Raw genomic sequence first — 20,079 nt, forward strand, 5'->3', positions numbered from 1 at the left:
CAGGGGGTCAGAGGGCGCTGGACACCGGTTCAGGACAGCCCGAGCTCGTTGTCGATGAAGGCGAACAGTTCGTCGTTGGACGACGATCCGATCCGTTCGACCACCTCGGCGGAGCCGGAGTCGTCGGAAGCCTCGACCAGCTTCTCCAGGAGCTCCCGCAGCCGTCCGGCCACCTTCGTGCGCGCCTCGCCGTCGTCCAGCACGTGGGAGAGCAAGGGCTCCAGCCGGTCGAGCTCGGCGAGGACCAGGGGCTCGCCCGTGCCTCCGTCCGGCAGGAGTTCCTCCCGCAGGTGGTCCACCAGCGCCGTGGGGGTCGGGTGGTCGAAGACCAGCACCGCCGACAGTCGAAGACCGGTCTCCGCGTTGAGCCGGTTGCGCAGTTCCACCGTGGTCAGCGAGTCGAAGCCCATCTCCTTGAAGGCCATGTCGGGCTCCACCGCTTCCGGCGAGCCATGGCCGAGGACGGTGGCCACCTGCACCCGCACCAGGTCCAGGAGCGTCCGGTGTTGGTCGGCCGCGGAGAGACCAGCCAGGCGGTCCCGCAGCGACCCGGTGCCGGTGTGCGTGGTCTCCGCCGCCGTGGCCCGGCGCCGGGGGGCCCGCACCAGGCCGCGCAGCAGCGCGGGGACGTCGCCGGTGTGGGCCTGGACGCGCAGGGCGGCGAGGTCCACGTGGGTCGGCACGAGCACGGTCTCGTCGGTCCTGAGCGCGTCGTCGAACAGCGCGAGGCCCTCTCGCGAGCTGAGCGCGTTCAGTCCGGCTCGCGCGATGCGCTGGAGGTCCGCCTCGCCGAGGTCCCCGGTCATCTCACTGCGCTGCTCCCACATGCCCCAGGCCAGGGATACCGCGGGGAGCCCGAGGCCGCGCCGCTGGTGTGCCAGGGCGTCCAGGAAGGCGTTGGCCGCCGCGTAGTTGGCCTGGCCGCCGCCTCCGAAGTTGGAGGAGGCCGAGGAGAAGACCACGAACGCGGAGAGGTCGAGGTCGCGGGTCAGCTCGTGCAGGTGCAACGCCGCGTCCACCTTCGGACGCAACACCCGATCCACCCGCTCCGGCGTCAACGACTCCACCACACCGTCGTCCAGCACACCCGCCGCGTGCACCACAGCCGACAACGGATACTCAGACCCGATCCCAGCCAACACACCCTCCACCGCGCCACGATCAGCCACATCACACGCCACCACCCGCGCCTGAGCACCCAACCCCACCAACTCCGCCACCAACTCCACCGCGCCCGGCGCCTCCACACCACGACGACTCGTCAACACCAGAGAACGCACACCGTGCTCCACCACCAGATGACGAGCCAACAACGCACCCAGACCACCCGTACCACCCGTGATCAACACCGTCCCACGGCCGTCGAACGGCGAGGTGCCCGGTTCGGGCAGCTCCTCGGCCGGGACCACGCGGGCGAGACGCGCGGCGAGCACCCGTCCGTCCCGCACGGCCACCTGCGGCTCCTCGGCGGTCAGCGCCGCCCGTAGCGCCGGAGACACGTCGCCGTGGTCCTCCGGGTCCAGGTCCACCAGCAGGAACTTCCCGGGGTGCTCGGTCTGCGCGGAGCGCAGCAGGCCCCACACGGCGGCCTCGGCCGGGGTGCGCACCTCACCGGAGGACCGGGCGCCCATCGCGCCACGGGTCACGAACACCAGGTAGGAGTCGGCGAACCGCTCGTCGGTGACCCACGACCGCACCAGCTCCAGCGCGCGGTAGGTGGCACCACGTACTCGTCCCGCCAGATCCGCCCCGTCGTCGATGCCGGCCGCCTCCGCGGCGCCCGCCACCATGACGACGTCCGGCGGCGTGGCCCCGGCGTCGACCGCCTCGCGCAGCGCGGCCAGATCCGCGTACGACACCACGTCGGCGCCCGCGCCCTCCAGACCGGAGCGCAACCCCAGGCCGTCCGTGCCCAGCACGGCCCACGTCCCCTCGGAGGCCGGAGCCGGCGCGCCGACGGGGACGGGGGTCCAGTCCAACCGGAAGAGCGAGTCGTGCCCGGCCGGCGCGGAGCCGGCCGACTGGATCTGCCCCTCCGCCACCAGCCGCAGCACCAGGGAGTCGACGGTGGCCACGGCCCGGCCGCTGGTGTCGGCCACCGCGAGGGCGATCGAGTCGGGCCCGAGCGGGTTGAGGCGCACCCTCAGTTCCGAGGCGCCCGTGGCCCGCAGCGATACGCCGGTCCAGGAGAACGGAAGCCTGGCCAGCCCCGCCTCCTCCTGCGGCACGAACATGACGGCCTGGACCGCCGCGTCGAGCAGGGCCGGGTGCAGTCCGAACCGCTCCGCGTCCGACGCGTGCTCCTCGGGCAGACGCACCTCGGCGAAGACCTCGTCACCACGGATCCACACCGATCGCAGCCCCTGGAAGACCGGGCCGTAGGCGAAGCCGCCCGCGGCCATGCGGGCGTAGACGTCCTCGATGTCGATCCGTTCGGCGCCCTCCGGGGGCCATACGACGAGGTCGGCCGGGCCGGTGTCGTCCTGCGCCCCGCTCCGCGCGAGCAGTCCTGAGGCGTGCTGTGTCCACGGCTGCTCCATGGTGGAGTCCTCCGGCCGGGAGTACACGTTCAGCGAGCGCGTGCCGTTCTCGTCCGGTCCGCCCACCGCCAGTTGGAGGTGGACCGCGCCCCGCTCGGGCAGTGCCAGCGGCGCCGTGAGGGTCAGCTCCTCGACCCGGTCGCATCCCACCTGGTCGGCGATGTGCAGGGCCAGTTCGAGGAAGGCGGTGCCGGGCAGCAGGATCGTGTCCTGCACCATGTGGTCGACGAGCCACTGGTCGGTCTGCGGCGAGAGGCGGCTGGTGAACAGGAAGCCGTCCGCGTCGGGCAGTTCGACGGCGGCGCCCAGCAGCGGGTGCGTCGGCGGGACGAGCCCCACGGCGGTCACATCACTGGCGAACGACGTCAGGGCCTCCAGCCAGTAGCGCTCCCGCTGGAAGGCGTAGGTGGGCAGCTCGACCCTGCGGGCGTCGCGCCCGGTGAAGACCCGCCCCCAGTCCACCGCGACGCCGCCCACGTGCAGTTCGGCCAGCGCCGTCGTCAGCGCCCGCGCCTCGGGGCGCTCCCTGCGCAGCACCGGCACCAGGACCGGCTCGGCGGCGCCCTCGGGGTGGTCCGCCACGCAGTCCCGCGCCATCGCGGTGAGCACACCGTCGGGGCCGACCTCGACGAACCGGGTCACGCCCAGTTTCTCCAGCGCCCGCACCCCGTCCGCGAACCGCACGGCCTCCCGCACGTGCCGCACCCAGTACTCCGGCGCACACACCTCGTCCGCACCGGCCGGCTGACCCGTCACGTTGGAGACCAGCGCGAGGGTCGGCGAGGCGAAGGCCAGCTCTTCGACGACCTCGCGGAAGTCGCCGAGCATCGCGTCCATGCGCGGGGAGTGGAAGGCGTGGCTGACCCGCAGCCGGCGGGTCTTGCGGCCCTGCTCCGACCACTGGCCGGCGATCTCCAGCACGGCGGCCTCGTCGCCCGCGACGACCACGGCGGTCGGACCGTTGACGGCCGCGATGCTCACCTCGGTCTCACGACCGGCCAGCGTTCCGGCGACCTCCTCCTCGGACGCCTCGATGGCGACCATGGCGCCGCCCTCCGGCAGCGCCTGCATCAGCCGGCCACGCGCGGCCACCAGGGCGCACGCGTCCGCCAGGGAGAACACCCCGGCCACGTGCGCGGCGGCGATCTCACCGATGGAGTGCCCGATCACCACGTCCGGCCGGACACCCCAGTGCTCAAGGAGCCGGAACAACGCCACCTCGACGGCGAACAGCGCGGGCTGCGTGAACGCCGTCCGGTCCAGCAGCTCGGCCTGCGCGCTGCCCTCCGCCGCGAACACCACGTCCCGCAGCGGACGGTCGAGCAGCACGTCCAGGTGCGCGCACACCTCGTCCCACGCGTCGGCGAACACCGGGAACGCCTCGTACAACTCCCGTCCCATGCCGAGCCGTTGCGCGCCCTGGCCCGAGAACAGGAACGCCGTCTTGCCGGCCGCCCCCGCCGTGCCCCGCACGACGCCGGGCGCGGTCTCGCCCTTCGCGAGGGCGTCGAGGCCACGCAGCAGGTCCGTGCGGTCCTCGCCCACCAGGACGGCCCGCTGGTCGAAGAGCGACCGGGTCGTGGCCAGGGAATAGCCGACGTCCACCGTGGGGATGAGCTCTTCGGTGAGCGTCGCGAGGTGGTCCCGCAGCCGCTCGGCCTGGCCCCGCAGGGCGGCGTCGGTCCTGCCGGAGAGGACCCACGGCACCGGGAGCCCGGTGGTGCCCGGGGCGGCCGTGGCCCGCGGCGCCTGTGGCTCGTCGGCGACCGGCGCCTGCTCGATGATCGTGTGCGCGTTGGTGCCGCTCACACCGAAGGCGGACACCGCCGCCCGGCGCGGGTGGTCCGTCTCCGGCCAGGGCACCGTCTCGGTCAGCAGCTCGACGTCGCCCGCCGACCAGTCCACGTGCGGTGTCGCCTCGTCCACGTGCAGGGTCTTGGGCAGGACGCCCTCGCGCATGGCCATCACCATCTTGATGACACCCGCGACACCGGCCGCGGCCTGCGTGTGACCGATGTTCGACTTGACGGCGCCCAGCAGCAACGGCCGGCCCTCGGGGCGGCCCTGGCCGTAGGTGGCCAGCAGTGCCTGCGCCTCGATCGGGTCGCCGAGGGGCGTGCCGGTGCCATGGGCCTCGACCACGTCCACATCGGCGGAGGCCAGCCGGGCGCCGGCCAGCGTCTGCTCGATCAGTCGCTGCTGCGACGGGCCGTTGGGGGCCGTGAGGCCGTTGGACGCGCCGTCCTGGTTGATGGCCGAGCCCCGGACGACGGCCAGCACCTGGTGGCCGTTGCGCTGGGCGTCGGACAGCCGCTCCACGAGGAGCATGCCCACGCCCTCGGACCAGCCGGTGCCGTCGGCCGATGCCGCGAACGCCTTGCAGCGGCCGTCGAACGACAGCACACGCTGGGCGCTGAACTCGACGAACGTGCCCGGCGTGGCCATGATCGTCACCCCGCCGGCCAGCGCCACGGAGGACTCCCCCTGGCGCAGCGACTGGCAGGCCAGGTGCAGGGCGACCAGCGACGACGAACACGCGGTGTCCACCGTGACGGCCGGGCCCTCGAAGCCGAAGGTGTAGGAGATACGGCCGGAGGAGACGCTGGGGGCGCTGCCGAGGCCGAGGTACCCCTCCACTCCTTCGCCGTCCCTCAAGATGCGTGAACCGTAGTCGTGGTAGTTGGAGCCGACGAAGACTCCGGTCTGGCTGCCGCGCAGCGCCACGGGGTCGATGCCGGCACGCTCGAACGCCTCCCAGGACGTCTCAAGCAGCAGCCGCTGCTGCGGGTCGATCGCCATCGCCTCGCGCGGCGAGATCCCGAAGAACGCCGGGTCGAAGTGGCCGACCTCGTCGAGGAAGCCGCCCGCCCGGACATAGCTGGTACCGGCCTTCTCGGGGTCCGGGTCGTAGAGGCTGTCGATGTCCCAGTCGCGGTCCTCGGGGAACCCGGAGATCACATCGCCCTCGGACATCAGCAGGTCCCACAGCGCCTCGGGGGTGCGTACCCCGCCGGGGAACCGGCAGCTCATGCCGATGATGGCGATCGGCTCGTCGGTGGCGACGGGCTTGTCGAGCGCCCCCGGCCGCTTGGGCGCGGCGGCGGTGGCGCCCCCGGTGGCCGGCTGCTCGCCGAACATCTCGGTGTGGAGGTACCGGGCCAGAACGGTGGCGGTCGGGTAGTCGAAGACACAGGTGACCGGCAGCCGGAGGCCGGTGACCACGCCGAGGCGGTTGCGCAGTTCGACGGCGGTCAGCGAGTCGAACCCGAGGTCGCGGAAGGCACGGTCGGCCTCCACGGCGTCGGCGTTGTCGTAGCCGAGGACGTCGGCGGCCTGGTTGCGCACCAGCTCCTGGAGGAGCTTGGGCTGCTCGGCGGGGGGCAGCTCCGCCATCTCCCGGCGCAGCGCGGAGATCGCGTCGTCGCCGTCGCCCGCGTCCGCGCCAGCGGTGGCAGCGGGGCGGTTCAGCTCGGGCACCTCGCGGAACAACGCGTTCGGACGTGAGCCGACGAACTCCGGCTGGAAGCGGTCCCAGTCGATCTCGGCGATGACCAGGAACGTCTCGTCCAGTTCAAGCGCCTGTTGCAGTCCGGAGATCGCCAGCTCGGGCGCCATCCCGACCACGCCGGAACGGTCCATCCGCTCGCCGACCTCGCCGGAGCCGAGGCCACCGCCGGCCCAGGCGCCCCAGGCGATGGACGTCGCGGGAAGGCCGTCCGCGCGGCGCTGCAACGCCAGCGCGTCGAGGTAGGAGTTGCCCGCCGCGTAGCTGCCCTGCCCCGGGCCGCCCAGTGTGGCGGCGCCGGAGGAGAAGAGCACGAAGGCCGACAGGTCCATCCCGGCGGTCAGTTCGTGCAGATTCCGGGTGGCGTCCACCTTCGGACGCAACACCCCGGCCGCCCGCTCCACCGTCAGGGCGTCCACCACACCGTCGTCCAGCACACCCGCCGTGTGCACCACCCCGGTCAGCGGGAACTCGCTCGGAATCGCGTCCAGCACCGCCGCCAGAGCCTCACGGTCGGCCGCGTCACACGCCGCCACCGTCACCCGGGCGCCCAGGCCCTCAAGCTCCGCCCTCAGCTCGGCGGCCCCCTCGGCCTCCAACCCACGACGGCTGGTCAACACCAGGTGCTCAGCACCCGTACGCGCCAGCCACCGGGCCACATGGCCACCCAGCGCGCCCGTACCACCCGTCACCAACACCGAACCCCGGCTCTGCCAGGACCCTCGGCCCTCCACGTCCTCGGCGGCCGTGGCCCGCACCATGCGCTTGGCGTACACGCCTGAGCCGCGTACCGCGACCTGGTCCTCGCCCTCCGCACCCGCCAGCACCCCGACCAGACGGGCCGCCGCACGGCTGTCCACGGTCTCGGGCAGATCGACCGCGCCACCCCAGCGCTGGGGGTACTCCACCCCCACGATCCGGCCCAGGCCCCACGCCAGCGACTGCAGCGGGCTCACCAGCCGGTCGGAACGGCCCACCGACACCGCACCCCGGGTACCGCACCACAGCGGAGCCGTGACCCCCGCGTCGCCGAGCCCCTGGACCAGCCCCACCGACGCGGCGAACCCGGCGGGAACACCCGCGAAGGCCCCGTGCCCCGACTCGTCCAACGCCAGCAGCGAGAACACACCCGCCACGCCCGACGGCTCCACCGCCGCACCGTCGAGCGCCCCACGCAGCCGCTCCGCGACCACCTCGCGGTCGTTGCCCGACGCGTCCAGCACCACGCGGACGACAGCGGCCCCGTTCGCCTCCAGCCCGTTCACCGTGGCGGACACGAGGGCGTCATCGGCGTGCGACGCGGGAAGGACGACGAGCCAGGTGCCCGAGAGGGTCGCGCCGTTGGCGGACGCCAGGGGCTTCCAGACCACCTTGTAGCGCCAACTGTCCACCGTGTTCTGTTCACGCCGCTGACGCCGCCAGGACGACAGCGCGGGAAGCAGCGCCGTCAACGACGACTGCGCCTCCTCACCCTCCACCTCCAACGTGCGGACCAGCGCCTCCAGGTCCTCGCGCTCGACGGCCTCCCAGAAACGGGCGTCCACCGCGTCCGCGCCCAGGGCGTCGGCGGTGGCCGACATCTCCCAGGCCGACACATCCAGCCAGTACCGCTGACGCTGGAAGGCGTACGTCGGCAGCTCGACCCAGCGGGCGCTCCGGCCCCCGAGCAGGGCGGTCCAGTCGACCGTGACTCCGCGTACGTACACCTCGGCGGCGGAGGTCAGGAACCGCTCCAGGCCACCCTCGTCCCGCCGCAGCGTGCCGACGACCACGGCCTGCGCGTCAGCGGCCTCCACCGTCTGCTGCACGGGCAGGGTCAGCACCGGATGCGGGCTCACCTCGACGAACACGGTGTGACCGTCACCCAGCAGGAGGCGAGTCGTGGCCTCCAACTCCACCGTCTGACGCAGGTTCCGGTACCAGTACTCCGCGTCCAGAGCGGCCGTATCCACCAACTCGCCCGACACCGTCGAGTAGAACGGCACCTGCGAGGCGCGCGGCTTCAGGTCCGCCAGGACCTGCAACAACTCCTCGCGGATCGCCTCCACGTGCGCGGAGTGCGAGGCGTAGTCCACCGGAACCCGGCGAACCCGCACCTCCTCACCCTCGAGTTCCGCAACCAGTTCATCCAGCGCACCCGGATCACCGGAGACCACGACCGAGCCCGGGCCGTTGACCGCGGCGACCGATATCGCGCCGTCCCAGGCGGCGATGCGCTCCCGCGCCTGGTCGACCGGCAGCCCCACCGACACCATGCCACCGCGACCCGCGAGACCACCCGCGATGGCCCGCGACCGCAACGCCACCACCTTCGCGGCATCCTCCAGCGACAACGCGCCAGCCACACACGCAGCCGCGATCTCACCCTGGCTGTGACCCATCACCGCATCCGGCACCACACCCACCGAACGCCACAACTTCGCCAGCGACACCATCACCGCGAACAACACCGGCTGCACCACATCCACCCGATCAAAACCGGGAGCACCCTGGGCACCACGCAACACGTCCGTCAACGACCAGTCCACATACGCTGACAAAGCCGCCTCACACTCACCCACCGCCTCCGCGAACACCGGCGAGGACTCCAACAACCCCACCGCCATACCCACCCACTGCGCCCCCTGACCCGGGAACACGAACACCGAACGACCGGCGTCGCCGGTCCTCCCGCGTACCACTCCGTTCGACGTGGCGGTGTCCTCGGCGATCGCCTCAAGGCCCCGGAGGAGCGCCTCGCGGTCGGCTCCGGTCACCACGGCCCGGTGCTCGAAGGCGGACCGGGTCGTGGCCAGCGAGCGGGCCACCTCCGCCGCGTTCAACTCCGGGTGTTCCACGAGGAATTCACGCAGCCGCCCGGCCTGCGCCCGCAGCGCCTCCGCGCTACGGCCCGACACGGGCCACGCCACCGGGCCGTCGGCGGCCTCGGCACCGGTCTCGTCGGTCTCCGCCGGATCGGCCTCGGGAGCCTGTTCCAGGATGGTGTGCACGTTGGTGCCGCTCATGCCGAACGAGGACACCGCGGCGCGTCGCGGGTGCTCCCGGTCCGGCCACGGGGTCGAGTCGTTCAGCAGGGAGACGGCGCCGCCGGTCCAGTCGATGTGCGGTGAGGGCTCGTCCGCGTGGAGCGTCTTGGGCAGGACGCCCTCGCGCATGGCCATCACCATCTTGATGACACCCGCGACGCCGGCGGCGGCCTGCGTGTGACCGATGTTGGACTTGATGCTTCCCAGCCACAGCGGCTGGTCCGCGGGTCGGTCCTGCCCGTACGTGGCCATCAGCGCCTGGGCCTCGATCGGGTCGCCCAGCGACGTGCCCGTACCGTGCGCCTCGACCGCGTCCACCTCGGCGGCCGACAGCCGGGCGCTGGTCAGCGCCTGCCGGATGACCCGCTGCTGCGAGATGCCGTTGGGGGCCGTGAGGCCGTTGGACGCGCCGTCCTGGTTGATGGCCGAGCCGCGAACGACGGCCAGCACCCGGTGGCCGTTGCGCTGGGCGTCGGACAGCCGCTCCACGAGCAGCATGCCGACGCCCTCGCCCCAGCCCGTGCCGTCGGCCGCGGCGCCGAACGGCTTGCACCGGCCGTCCGCGGCAAGGCCGCGCTGCCGGCTGAACTGGACGAACGCCGACGGGGTGGACATCACCGTGACACCACCGGCCAGCGCGAGAGTGCACTCGCGCTGGCGCAGCGCCTGAACGGCGAGGTGCAGGGCCACCAGGGACGACGAACAGGCCGTGTCCACGGAGAGCGCGGGGCCCTCCAGGCCCATGGTGTAGGAGATCCGGCCGGAGACGATGCTCGCCGCGTTGCCGGTGCCCGAGTGGCCCTCGACGTCCTCCAGGCTCTCGGCCGCGCCGAGCGTGAGCATGGAGTAGTCCTGGCCGTTGGTGCCGACGAACACACCGGTACGGCTGCCCCGCAGGGACAGCGGGTCGATGCCCGCGCGCTCGCACGCCTCCCAGGACGTCTCAAGCAGCAGCCGCTGCTGGGGGTCCATCGACAGCGCCTCACGCGGGGAGATCCCGAAGAACGCCGGGTCGAACCGGTCGGCGTTCTCCAGGAAACCGCCCTCGGTCGTGTAGCTGGTGCCGGGACGGTCCGGGTCCTCGTCGTAGAGGGCGTCGATGTCCCAGCCCCGGTCCATGGGGAATTCCGCGATCGCGTCGGTACCGTCCGCCACCACGCGCCACAGGTCTTCGGGAGAGCTCACCCCGCCGGGGAACCGGCAGCTCATGGCGACGATCGCGATCGGTTCCTGGTCCGCCGACTCGGCCTCCAGCAGGCGCTGGCGAGTCTGCTGGAGATCCGCCGTCACCCGCTTGAGATAGTCGAGAAGCTTCTCTTCGTTCATTGTTATGTCACCCATGGAAGTAGTAAGGAACGACCCTCTGGAACCGACCGCGCCAGCTCAGGAGAGCCCGAGCTCCTTGTCGATGAAGTCGAAGATCTCGTCCGACGTCGCCGACTGGATCTTGTCCGGCACCGCCTTCTTGCCCGAGGTGGGCGACTCCTGTTCCGCCTCGCCCCACTTCAGGAGGAGCGTCTGCAGACGCGTGGTGATCCTTGGCCGGTCCACGTCGTCGGCGGAGATCGTGGCCATCGCCGCTTCGATCCGGTCCAGTTCGTCGAGGATCGGCGTGGCCGCCGAGACCCCGTCCTCGACGACGTCGGTACGCAGTCGGCGGGCGAGCGCCACGGGCGTCGGGTGGTCGAAGACGATCGTCGCGGGCAGGCGCAGGCCCGTCGCCGCGTCGAGCCGGTTCCGCAGTTCGACGGCGGTCAGCGAGTCGAAGCCGAGTTCCCGGAAGGCCCGCTGGGACTCGACCGACTCCACCGAGGGGAAGCCGAGTACGACGGCCACCTGGGTGGTGACCAGGTCGAGCAGCACCCGTTCCTGCTCCGCCTCCGACAGTCCGGCCAGCCGCTCGCGCAGTTCCGAACCTCCGGTCTCGAACCCCGCGGTGGTACCGCCCGCGGTCGCGGCCTCCAGGACCCGTCGGGCCTCGGGCATCTCGTCCAGCAGCCTGCTGGCCCGTACGGCGGTGTAGGACGGGACGAACCGCTCCCAGTCGAGGTCGGCGACGGCCAGGTGTGTCTCCTGGAGGTCGAGGGCCTGCTGGAGTGCCTTGACCGCCAGCTCCGGCGTCATCGCGGCCATGCCGCCGCGCCGCAGCCGGTCCTCCAGCGCCCCGTCGACCGCCATACCGGCCTCGGCCCACGGGCCCCAGGCCACCGAGGTGGCGGCGAGGCCCTGGGCCCGGCGCTGCTGCGCCAGGGCGTCGAGATAGGCGTTGGCCGCCGCGTAACTGCCCTGGCCGGCCCCGCCGATCGCTCCGGCGAGCGAGGAGAACAGCACGAACGCGGACAGGTCGAGACCCTGGGTGAGTTCGTGCAGGTGGCGGGCCCCGTCCACCTTGGGGCGTAGCACGCCCGCCACCCGGTCCACCGACATCGAGTCCAGGACGCCGTCATCCAGGACACCCGCCGCGTGCACGACGGCGTGCAGCGGGTACCGCTCGGGGATGGCGGCCAGTACGGCGGCCAGGGCGTCGCGGTCGGCGATGTCGCAGGCCGCGACGGTCACCTCGGCGCCCAAGGCGGCGAGTTCGTCGCGCAGTTCGGCCGCGCCGGGGGCGTCCAGGCCACGCCGGCTGGTCAGCACCAGGTGTTCGGCGCCGGCGCCCGCCAGCCACCGGGCCACCTGGCCGCCCACTCCCCCGGTGCCGCCGGTCACCAGCACCGAGCCACGCGCGTTCCACGGCCGGGCCGTGGTCCGCGGCGCGGCGGCCCGCACCAGGCGCCGGGTGAACACGCCGGACGTGCGCACCGCCACCTGGTCCTCGAACTCGCCCGCGCCGCCGCCCAGCACACCGGACAGCCGGTTCGCGGCGCGTTCGTCCAGCGTCTCCGGGAGGTCCACCAGGCCGCCCCAGAGCTTGGGGTGCTCCAGTCCGGCGACCCGGCCAAGTCCCCAGACCTGCGCCTGGGCGGCGCTGCGCAGGGTGTCGGACGCGGTCACCGACACGGCGCCCCGGGTCGCCACCCACAGCGGGGCCTCGACACCGGCGTCCACGAGTGCCTGGAGCGTGACGAGGTTCAGCGCGAGCCCTCGCGGCACCACCGTGTGCCCGACGCAGGGGTCCTCGTCCAGGGCCAGCAGGGAGAGCACCCCGCCGACGATCCCGTCGGACGCGCCCTCGACCGCGGTACGCAGCCGTTCGGCGACCGCCGCGCGGTCGATGTCCGCCGCGCCGTCGAGCACGATCCGTGCCACGCGCGCGCCCTGCCCCTCCAGCATGGTCACCGCGGAGGTGACCAGCGCGTCGTCGGCGTACGGCTGGGGGACCATGACCATCCAGATGCCGGTCAGTGCCCGCTCCGAGAGCTCCGAGACCGCGTTCCACGCGATCTGGTAGCGCCAGCCGTCCACCGTGGACCGCTCGCGGTGGCCCTTCCGGTACGAGGACAGGGCGGGGAGCACCTCGGTCAGCGAGGCGCTTCCGTCCACGTGCAGGGCGGTGGTCAGCGCCTCCAGGTCCTCGCGCTCGACCGCGTCCCAGAACCGGGCGTCGACCGAGTCCGCGGAGGCGGAGGGGGCGACGGCATCGTCCTCGGGGGCGTCCAGCCAGTACCGCTGCCGCTGGAACGCGTACGTCGGCAGCTCGACCCGGCGGACGTCCTGGCCGGCGAACAGGGCCTCCCAGTCGACGGTGGCGCCGTTCACGTGCAGTTCGGCCAGCGCCGTCGTCAGCGCCCGCACCTCGGCGCGGTCCTTGCGCAGCGCGGGCACCACGACCGGGGCCGACGTCTCCTCCGCCGTCAGGCACTCCCGTGCCATCGCCGCGAGCACGCCGTCGGGGCCGACCTCCAGGAACCTGGTCACGCCCGCGTTCTCCAGGGAGCGCAGCCCGTCCAGGAAGCGTACGGCCTCCCGGGCATGGCGCACCCAGTACTCCGGCGAGCACACCTCGTCGGCGCCCGCCGCCTTGCCCGTCACGTTGGACACCAGGGCGATGGCCGGCGGGGCGAACGACAGCTCTTCGACGACCTTGCGGAAGTCGCCGAGCATGGCGTCCATGCGGGGTGAGTGGAACGCGTGGCTGACCCGCAGCCGACGGGTCTTGCGGCCCTGCTCGGCCCACTGTTCGGCGATCTCCAGCGCCGCGGCCTCGTCGCCGGCGATGACCACGGCGTTCGGGCCGTTGACCGCGGCCAAGCTCACCTCGGCCGCACGGCCGGCGAGCGACGCCGCGACCTCCTCCTCGGACGCCTCGATGGCGACCATCGCCCCACCGTCCGGCAGGGCCTGCATCAACCGACCACGCGCGGCGACCAGCGCGCACGCGTCCCGGAGCGAGAACACCCCCGCCACGTGCGCGGCGGCGATCTCACCCACCGAGTGGCCGATCACCACGTCCGGCCGGACACCCCAGTGCTCAAGGAGTCGGAACAACGCCACCTCGACGGCGAAGAGCGCGGGCTGCGTGAACGCGGTCCGGTCCAGCAGCTCGGCGTCCGCACTGCCCTCGGCCGCGAACATCACGTCCTTCAGCGGACGGTCAAGGACGACGTCCAGGTGCGCGCACACCTCGTCGAGGGCGCGGGCGAACACCGGGTACGCCTCGTACAACTCCCGTCCCATGCCCAGGCGTTGCGCGCCCTGGCCCGAGAACAGGAACGCCGTGGTCCCCGTCGGGGTCGCGACCGCGCGGACGACGCCGGGGGCGTCCTCGGCGGTGGCGACGGCCTCAAGACCGCGCAGCAGCTCCGCGCGGTCCGCGCCGGTCAGTACGGCACGGTGTTCGAACACCGCACGGGTGGCGACCAGGGAGTAGCCGACGTCCCTCAGGCTCAGCTCCGGACGTGCGATCAGCTGTGCCCGCAGCCGCCGTGCCTGGGCCCGCAGCCCGTCCGCGCTCCGAGCGGAGAGCGTCCAGGGCGCCGTGCCACGGTCGTCGGGGGTCGCCACCTCGGCCGGTCGGGTGTCCTCGGCGTCCGAGGGGGCCTGCTCGATGATGGTGTGCGCGTTGGTACCGCTCACGCCGAAGGCGGACACACCGGCCCGGCGCGGATGTCCGCTCTCGGGCCACTCGGTGGCCTCCGTGAGCAGCCGCACCTCGCCCGCCGACCAGTCCACCTGGCTCGACGGCTCGTCCACGTGCAGCGTCTTCGGCAGCACGCCGTGCCGCATCGCCAACACCATCTTGATGACACCGGCGAGACCGGAGGCTGCCTGGGTGTGGCCGATGTTCGACTTCAGCGCGCCGAGCAGCAGCGGGCGTCCCTCCGGCCGGTCCTGGCCGTAGGTGGCCAGCAGCGCCTGCGCCTCGATCGGGTCACCCAACGACGTACCGGTACCGTGCGCCTCGACCGCGTCGATCTCGGCGGCGGACAGTCCGGCGCTGGCCAGCGCCTGCCGGATCACCCGCTGCTGGGACGGGCCGTTCGGTGCCGTCAGACCGTTGCTGGCGCCGTCCTGGTTGACCGCCGAACCCCGCACGATGCCCAGCACCTGGTGGCCGTTGCGCCGCGCGTCCGACAGCCGCTCCACGAGCAGCACGTCGGCGCCCTCGCTCCATCCCGTACCGTCCGCCGCCGCCGCGAACGGCTTGCAGCGGCCGTCGGGCGCGAGCCCGCCCTGCCGGCTGAACTCCACGAACGCCATCGGAGTGGCCATCACCGCCACACCGCCGACCAGCGCCATGTCGCACTCGCCCTGACGCAGCGACTGGCAGGCCAGGTGCAGGGCCACCAGCGACGACGAGCACGCCGTGTCCACCGTGATGGCGGGGCCTTCCAGGCCGTAGGTGTAGGCGAGACGGCCGGAGACGACACTGCCGGCGTTACCGGTCAGCAGATGGCCCTCGACGTCCTCGGGCACCGTCTCCAGGTTGGTGCCGTATCCGGAGCCCGAGAAGCCGACGAACACACCGGTCTGGCTGCCCCGCACCGACGCGGGGTCGATGCCCGCCCGCTCGAACGCCTCCCAGGAGGTCTCCAGGAGCAGGCGCTGCTGCGGGTCGGTCGCCAGGGCCTCGCGGGGCGAGATCCCGAAGAAGCCGGGGTCGAACTCGCCCGCGTCGTAGAGGAATCCGCCTTCCCGGGCGTAGAACGTGCCCGGCCGGTCCGGGTCGGGGTCGTACATGCCCGACAGGTCCCAGCCGCGGTCCGTCGGGAACGACGAGATGGCGTCACCGCCGCCGTCGATCAACTGCCACAGGTCCTCCGGGCTCCGCACCCCACCGGGCAGGCGGCAGCTCATGGAGACGATCGCGATGGGCTCGTCGTCCGCGCCGGAGCCGGCGGGGCCCCCGGGGCCGGAGGCCGGCGTCGGGGACGTGGCGCCCAGCACCTCGGTGCGCAGATGCGCCGCGAGCACCGCGGCGCTGGGGTAGTCGAAGACCAGCGTGGCGGGGAGGCCGAGACCGGTCTCGGCGGCCAGGCGGTTGCGCAGGTCGACCGCGGTCAGCGAGTCGAAACCCAGGTCGCGGAAGGCCCGGTTCGGCTCGACCGTCTCGGCGGAGGAGTAGCCGAGTACGGAGGCGGCGTGCCCGCGCACCAGGTCGAGCAGCGCCCGGTCCCGCTCGCTCTCGGTGAGCGGCTTCAGCCGTTCACGCAACTGGGCCCCGGCGGCGTCGGCGCTCTCGCCGTCGCCGCCCTTCGTCTCCAGCGCCCGGACCTCGTCGAGATCGCTCAGGAACGGGCTGGGCCGGACCGCGGTGAACGAGGGCGCGAACCGCTCCCAGTCCACGTCGACGACCGTGACCACACCGTCGTCGCCCGCCACCGCGCGTTCCAGAGCGGCGATCGCCAACTGGGGTGCCATCGCGGGCAGTCCGCGCCGCGCGAGCTGCTCCCCCGCGTCGCCCCGGGTGGCCATGCCGTCCTCGGCCCACGGGCCCCAGGAGACGGCGGTGCCGGCGAGGCCCCGCGCACGGCGGCGCTCGACCAGTGCGTCCAGGAAGGCGTTCGCGGAGCCGTAGACGCCCTGGCTGCCGCCGCCCCACACACCGGAGATGGAGGAGAAGACCACGAACGCGTCGAGCTCACGGTCGCCGAGCAGCTCATCCAGGTTGACGGCGCCCGCCACCTTGCCCGACACGACCGCCGCCGCGTCGGCGAGCTCCGTCTCCAGCAGGGAGGCCGCGAGCGTGACACCCGCCGCGTGCACCACCGCGGTGAGCGGCCTGTGCTCCGGTACGGCGTCCAGGACGGCGGCGAGCGCGTCCCGGTCGGCCGCGTCGCACGCGGCCACCGTCACCTCGGCGCCCATCTCCTCCAGCTCCGCCTTCAACTCGGCGGCACCTTCGGCGTCGAGACCGCGGCGGCTGGTCAGCACCAGGTGCTCGGCGCCACTACGGACCAGCCAGCGGGCCACCTGCCCGCCGAGCCCGCCCGTGCCACCGGTCACCAGCACGGTGCCGCGCGCCCGCCACGAGGTCCCCTCGCCGACGGACGCGGCCGAGCGCGCCAGACGGCGTACGAAGACACCGGAGCCGCGCACCGCGACCTGGTCCTCGCCGCCCTCGACGGACAGCACACCGGCCAGCCGTTCCGCACCGCGCGGGTCCAACGTCGCGGGCAGGTCGACCAGCCCGCCCCACAGGGGCGGCAGTTCCAGGCCGGCCACCCGGCCCAACGCCCAGACCATCGCCTGCGCCGGGCTGGTGAGCCGGTCGGAACGGCCCACCGAGACGGCGCCGCGCGTACCGCACCACAGCCGGGCCGGAAGGTCGGCCTCGACCAGGGCCCGGACCAGCACCAGGGTCAGCGCGTAGCCGCCGGTCAGCGCCGGGTGGCCGGGGCAGGGCCGCTCGTCCAGGGCGAGCAGCGACAGCACGCCGCCCAGCTCGGGCGCCTCGGCGGCCACCACGCGCAGCCGCTCCGCCAGCGCGTCCGCGTCGAGGTCCCGCTCGTCCACGAGGACCGGGACGGCACTCGCGCCATGCCGTTCGAGGCCGGCGACAACGCCCGAGACCAGTTCGTCCTCGGCGAGGGCCGCCGGAACCACCACGAGCCACGTCCCCGACAGCGAGCCGTCGGCGGCGTCGGAGAGCGGCTTCCACGTGACCCGATAGCGCCAGCCGTCAATCGTGGACCGGTCGCGGTTGTCGCGGTGGTACGCGGACAGAGCGGGCAGCACGGCGCTCAGCGGCGCCTCGCTGTCGACCGCCAACGTCCCCGCCAGCGTCTCCAGGTCCTGACGCCGCACCACGTCCCAGAACCGCTCGTCGACGGAGCCCGCGCCATCGGCCACGCCTCCGCCGGGCGGCAGACCGAATCCGTCGAGCCAGTAACGCTCGCGCTGGAAGGCGTACGTCGGCAGCTCGACCCGGCGGGCGCGACGGCCCTCCAGGGTGACGGTCCAGTCGACCTTGGTGCCACGCGTGAACACCTCGGCGGCGGAGGTCAGGAACCGCTCCAGGCCGCCTTCGTCACGCCGCAGCGTGCCGACGACCACGGCCTGCGCGTCAGCGGCCTCCACGGTCTGCTGCACGGGCAGGGTCAGCACCGGGTGCGGGCTCACCTCAATGAACACACCATGCCCAGTGCCCAGGAGAGTACGGGTCGTGGCCTCCAGCTCGACCGTCTGACGCAGGTTGCGGTACCAGTAATCGGCGTCCAGACCGGCGGTGTCCACCAGCTCACCGGAGACCGTCGAGTAGAACGGCACCTGCGCGGTACGCGGCTCCAGATCCGCCAGGACCTTCAGCAACTCCTCGCGGATCGACTCCACATGCGCGGAGTGCGAGGCGTAGTCCACCGGAACCCGGCGAACCCGCACCTCCTCACCCTCAAGTGCGGCGACCAGTTCATCCAGCGCACCCGGATCGCCGGAGACTACGACCGAGCCGGGGCCGTTGACCGCGGCAACCGATATAGCCCCGTCCCAGGCGGCGATGCGCTCCTTGACCTGGTCGACCGGCAGCCCGACCGACACCATGCCACCACGGCCCGCCAGACCACCCGCGATGGCCCGCGACCGCAACGCCACCACCTTCGCGGCATCCTCCAGCGACAACGCGCCCGCCACACACGCAGCCGCGATCTCACCCTGACTGTGACCCATCACCGCATCCGGCACCACACCCACCGAACGCCACAACTTCGCCAACGACACCATCACCGCGAACAACACCGGCTGAACGACATCCACCCGGTCATAGCCGGGAGCACCCTCAACACCACGCAGCACGTCCGTCAACGACCAGTCCACATACGCCGACAGGGCCACCTCACACTCGGCCACCGCCTCGGCGAACACCGGCGAGGAGTCCAACAACCCCACCGCCATACCCACCCACTGCGCCCCCTGACCCGGGAACACGAACACCGAACGCCCACGCACATCGGCCACACCACGCGTCACACCCGAGACCACCTCGTCCCCGGCCAGCGCACCCAACCGACCCAACAACTCCTCACGACCGGCACCCGTCACCACCCCACGGTGCTCGAACACCGAACGCGACGTCGCCAACGAGAACGCCACATCAGCAGCGCCCAACTCGGGACGCTCGGCCACGAACTCCCGCAACCGCCCCGCCTGCGCCCGCAGCCCGGCCGCGCTGCGGCCCGACACCACCCAGGCCACCGGACCATCGACGACCCCGGCCTCGGACTCGGGCTCGGACTCCTCGGCCTCCGGCGCCTGCTCCAGGATCGCGTGCGCGTTCGTCCCGCTGATGCCGAACGAGGACACACCCGCCCGCCGGGGCTGCTCGGTCTCGGGCCAGTCAGTGGCCTCGGTGAGCAGTCGGATGTCGCCCTCGGACCAGTCCACCTGGGTGGAGGGTTCGTCCGCGTGCAGGGTCTTGGGCAGCACACCCTCGCGCATGGCCATCACCATCTTGATGACCCCGCCGACACCGGCGGCGGCCTGGGAGTGGCCGATGTTGGACTTCAGCGAGCCCAGCCACAGCGGCTGGCCCTCGGGACGCTCCTTGCCGTAGGTGGCCAGCAGCGCCTGCGCCTCGATCGGGTCACCCAGTGCGGTGCCCGTACCGTGCGCCTCGACCGCGTCCACGTCGGCCGGCGTCAAGCCCGCGTTCTTCAGTGCCTGGCGGATCACCCGCCGCTGCGAGGGGCCGTTGGGCGCCGTAAGACCGTTGCTCGCGCCGTCCTGGTTCACCGCGCTGCCCCGCACCACGGCCAGCACGGGGTGGCCGTTGCGCCGGGCGTCCGAGAGCCGCTCCAGGAGGAGCAGGCCCACGCCCTCGGCCCAGCCGGTGCCGTCGGCTCCCGCACCGAACGCCTTGCACCGGCCGTCGGGAGCGAGCCCGCCCTGCCGGCTGAACTCCACGAACATGCTGGGGGTGAACATGACCGCGACGCCGCCCGCCAGGGCCAGCGAGCACTCCTCCTGGCGGAGCGCCTGGCAGGCCAGGTGCAGAGCCACCAGCGACGACGAGCACGCGGTGTCCACCGTCACGGCGGGCCCTTCCAGGCCCAGGGTGTAGGCCACCCGGCCGGACACCACGGAGGTGGCGTTGCCAGCGAGCAGCAGCCCCTCGACGCCTTCGGGCATCTCGCTCACCCCGGCGCCGTAGCCAGAGGACGAAGCGCCGACGAACACACCGCCCTGGCTGCCCCGCACCGACGCCGGGTCGATCCCCGCCCGCTCGAACGCCTCCCACGCGGTCTCAAGCAGCAGCCGCTGCTGCGGGTCGGTGGCGAGTGCCTCCCGCGGGCTCATGGAGAAGAAGCCGGGGTCGAAGTCGCCGGGGGCGTCCAGGAATCCGCCCTCGCGGACGGAGAAGGTCCCGGACCGCTCCGCGTCGGGGTCGAAGAAGCCGTCGACGTCCCAGCCCCGGTCGGGCGGGAACTCGGTGATGCCGTCGCCGCCCTCGGCGACGAGCCGCCACAGCTCCTCCGGAGTCCGCACGCCTCCGGGGTACCGGCAGCTCATCGCCACGATGGCGATGGGCTCCCGGTCCCGCTCCTCCACCTTTCGAAGTCGCCGACGAGCCTGACGCAGGTCAGCCGTCACCTTCTTGAGGTAGTCAAGGAGTTTTTTGTCTTCCGCCACTATC

2 protein-coding genes are annotated in these 20,079 nt (G+C 72.8%); both read right to left on the bottom strand.

What is annotated here, in order from left to right:
* Positions 1 to 29: 29 nt before the first annotated feature.
* A complete protein-coding gene (locus tag AC3CHW_RS05795; RefSeq protein ID WP_488469772.1) occupies positions 30 to 10,412 on the bottom strand; it encodes a type I polyketide synthase in 10,383 nt (3,460 codons plus the stop codon).
* 42 nt (positions 10,413 to 10,454) lie between these two features.
* A complete protein-coding gene (locus tag AC3CHW_RS05800) occupies positions 10,455 to 20,075 on the bottom strand; it encodes a type I polyketide synthase (RefSeq protein ID WP_488469773.1) in 9,621 nt (3,206 codons plus the stop codon).
* Positions 20,076 to 20,079 lie beyond the last annotated feature (4 nt).

This window comes from Streptomyces sp. MGP-BFMKR1 (assembly GCF_057766585.1).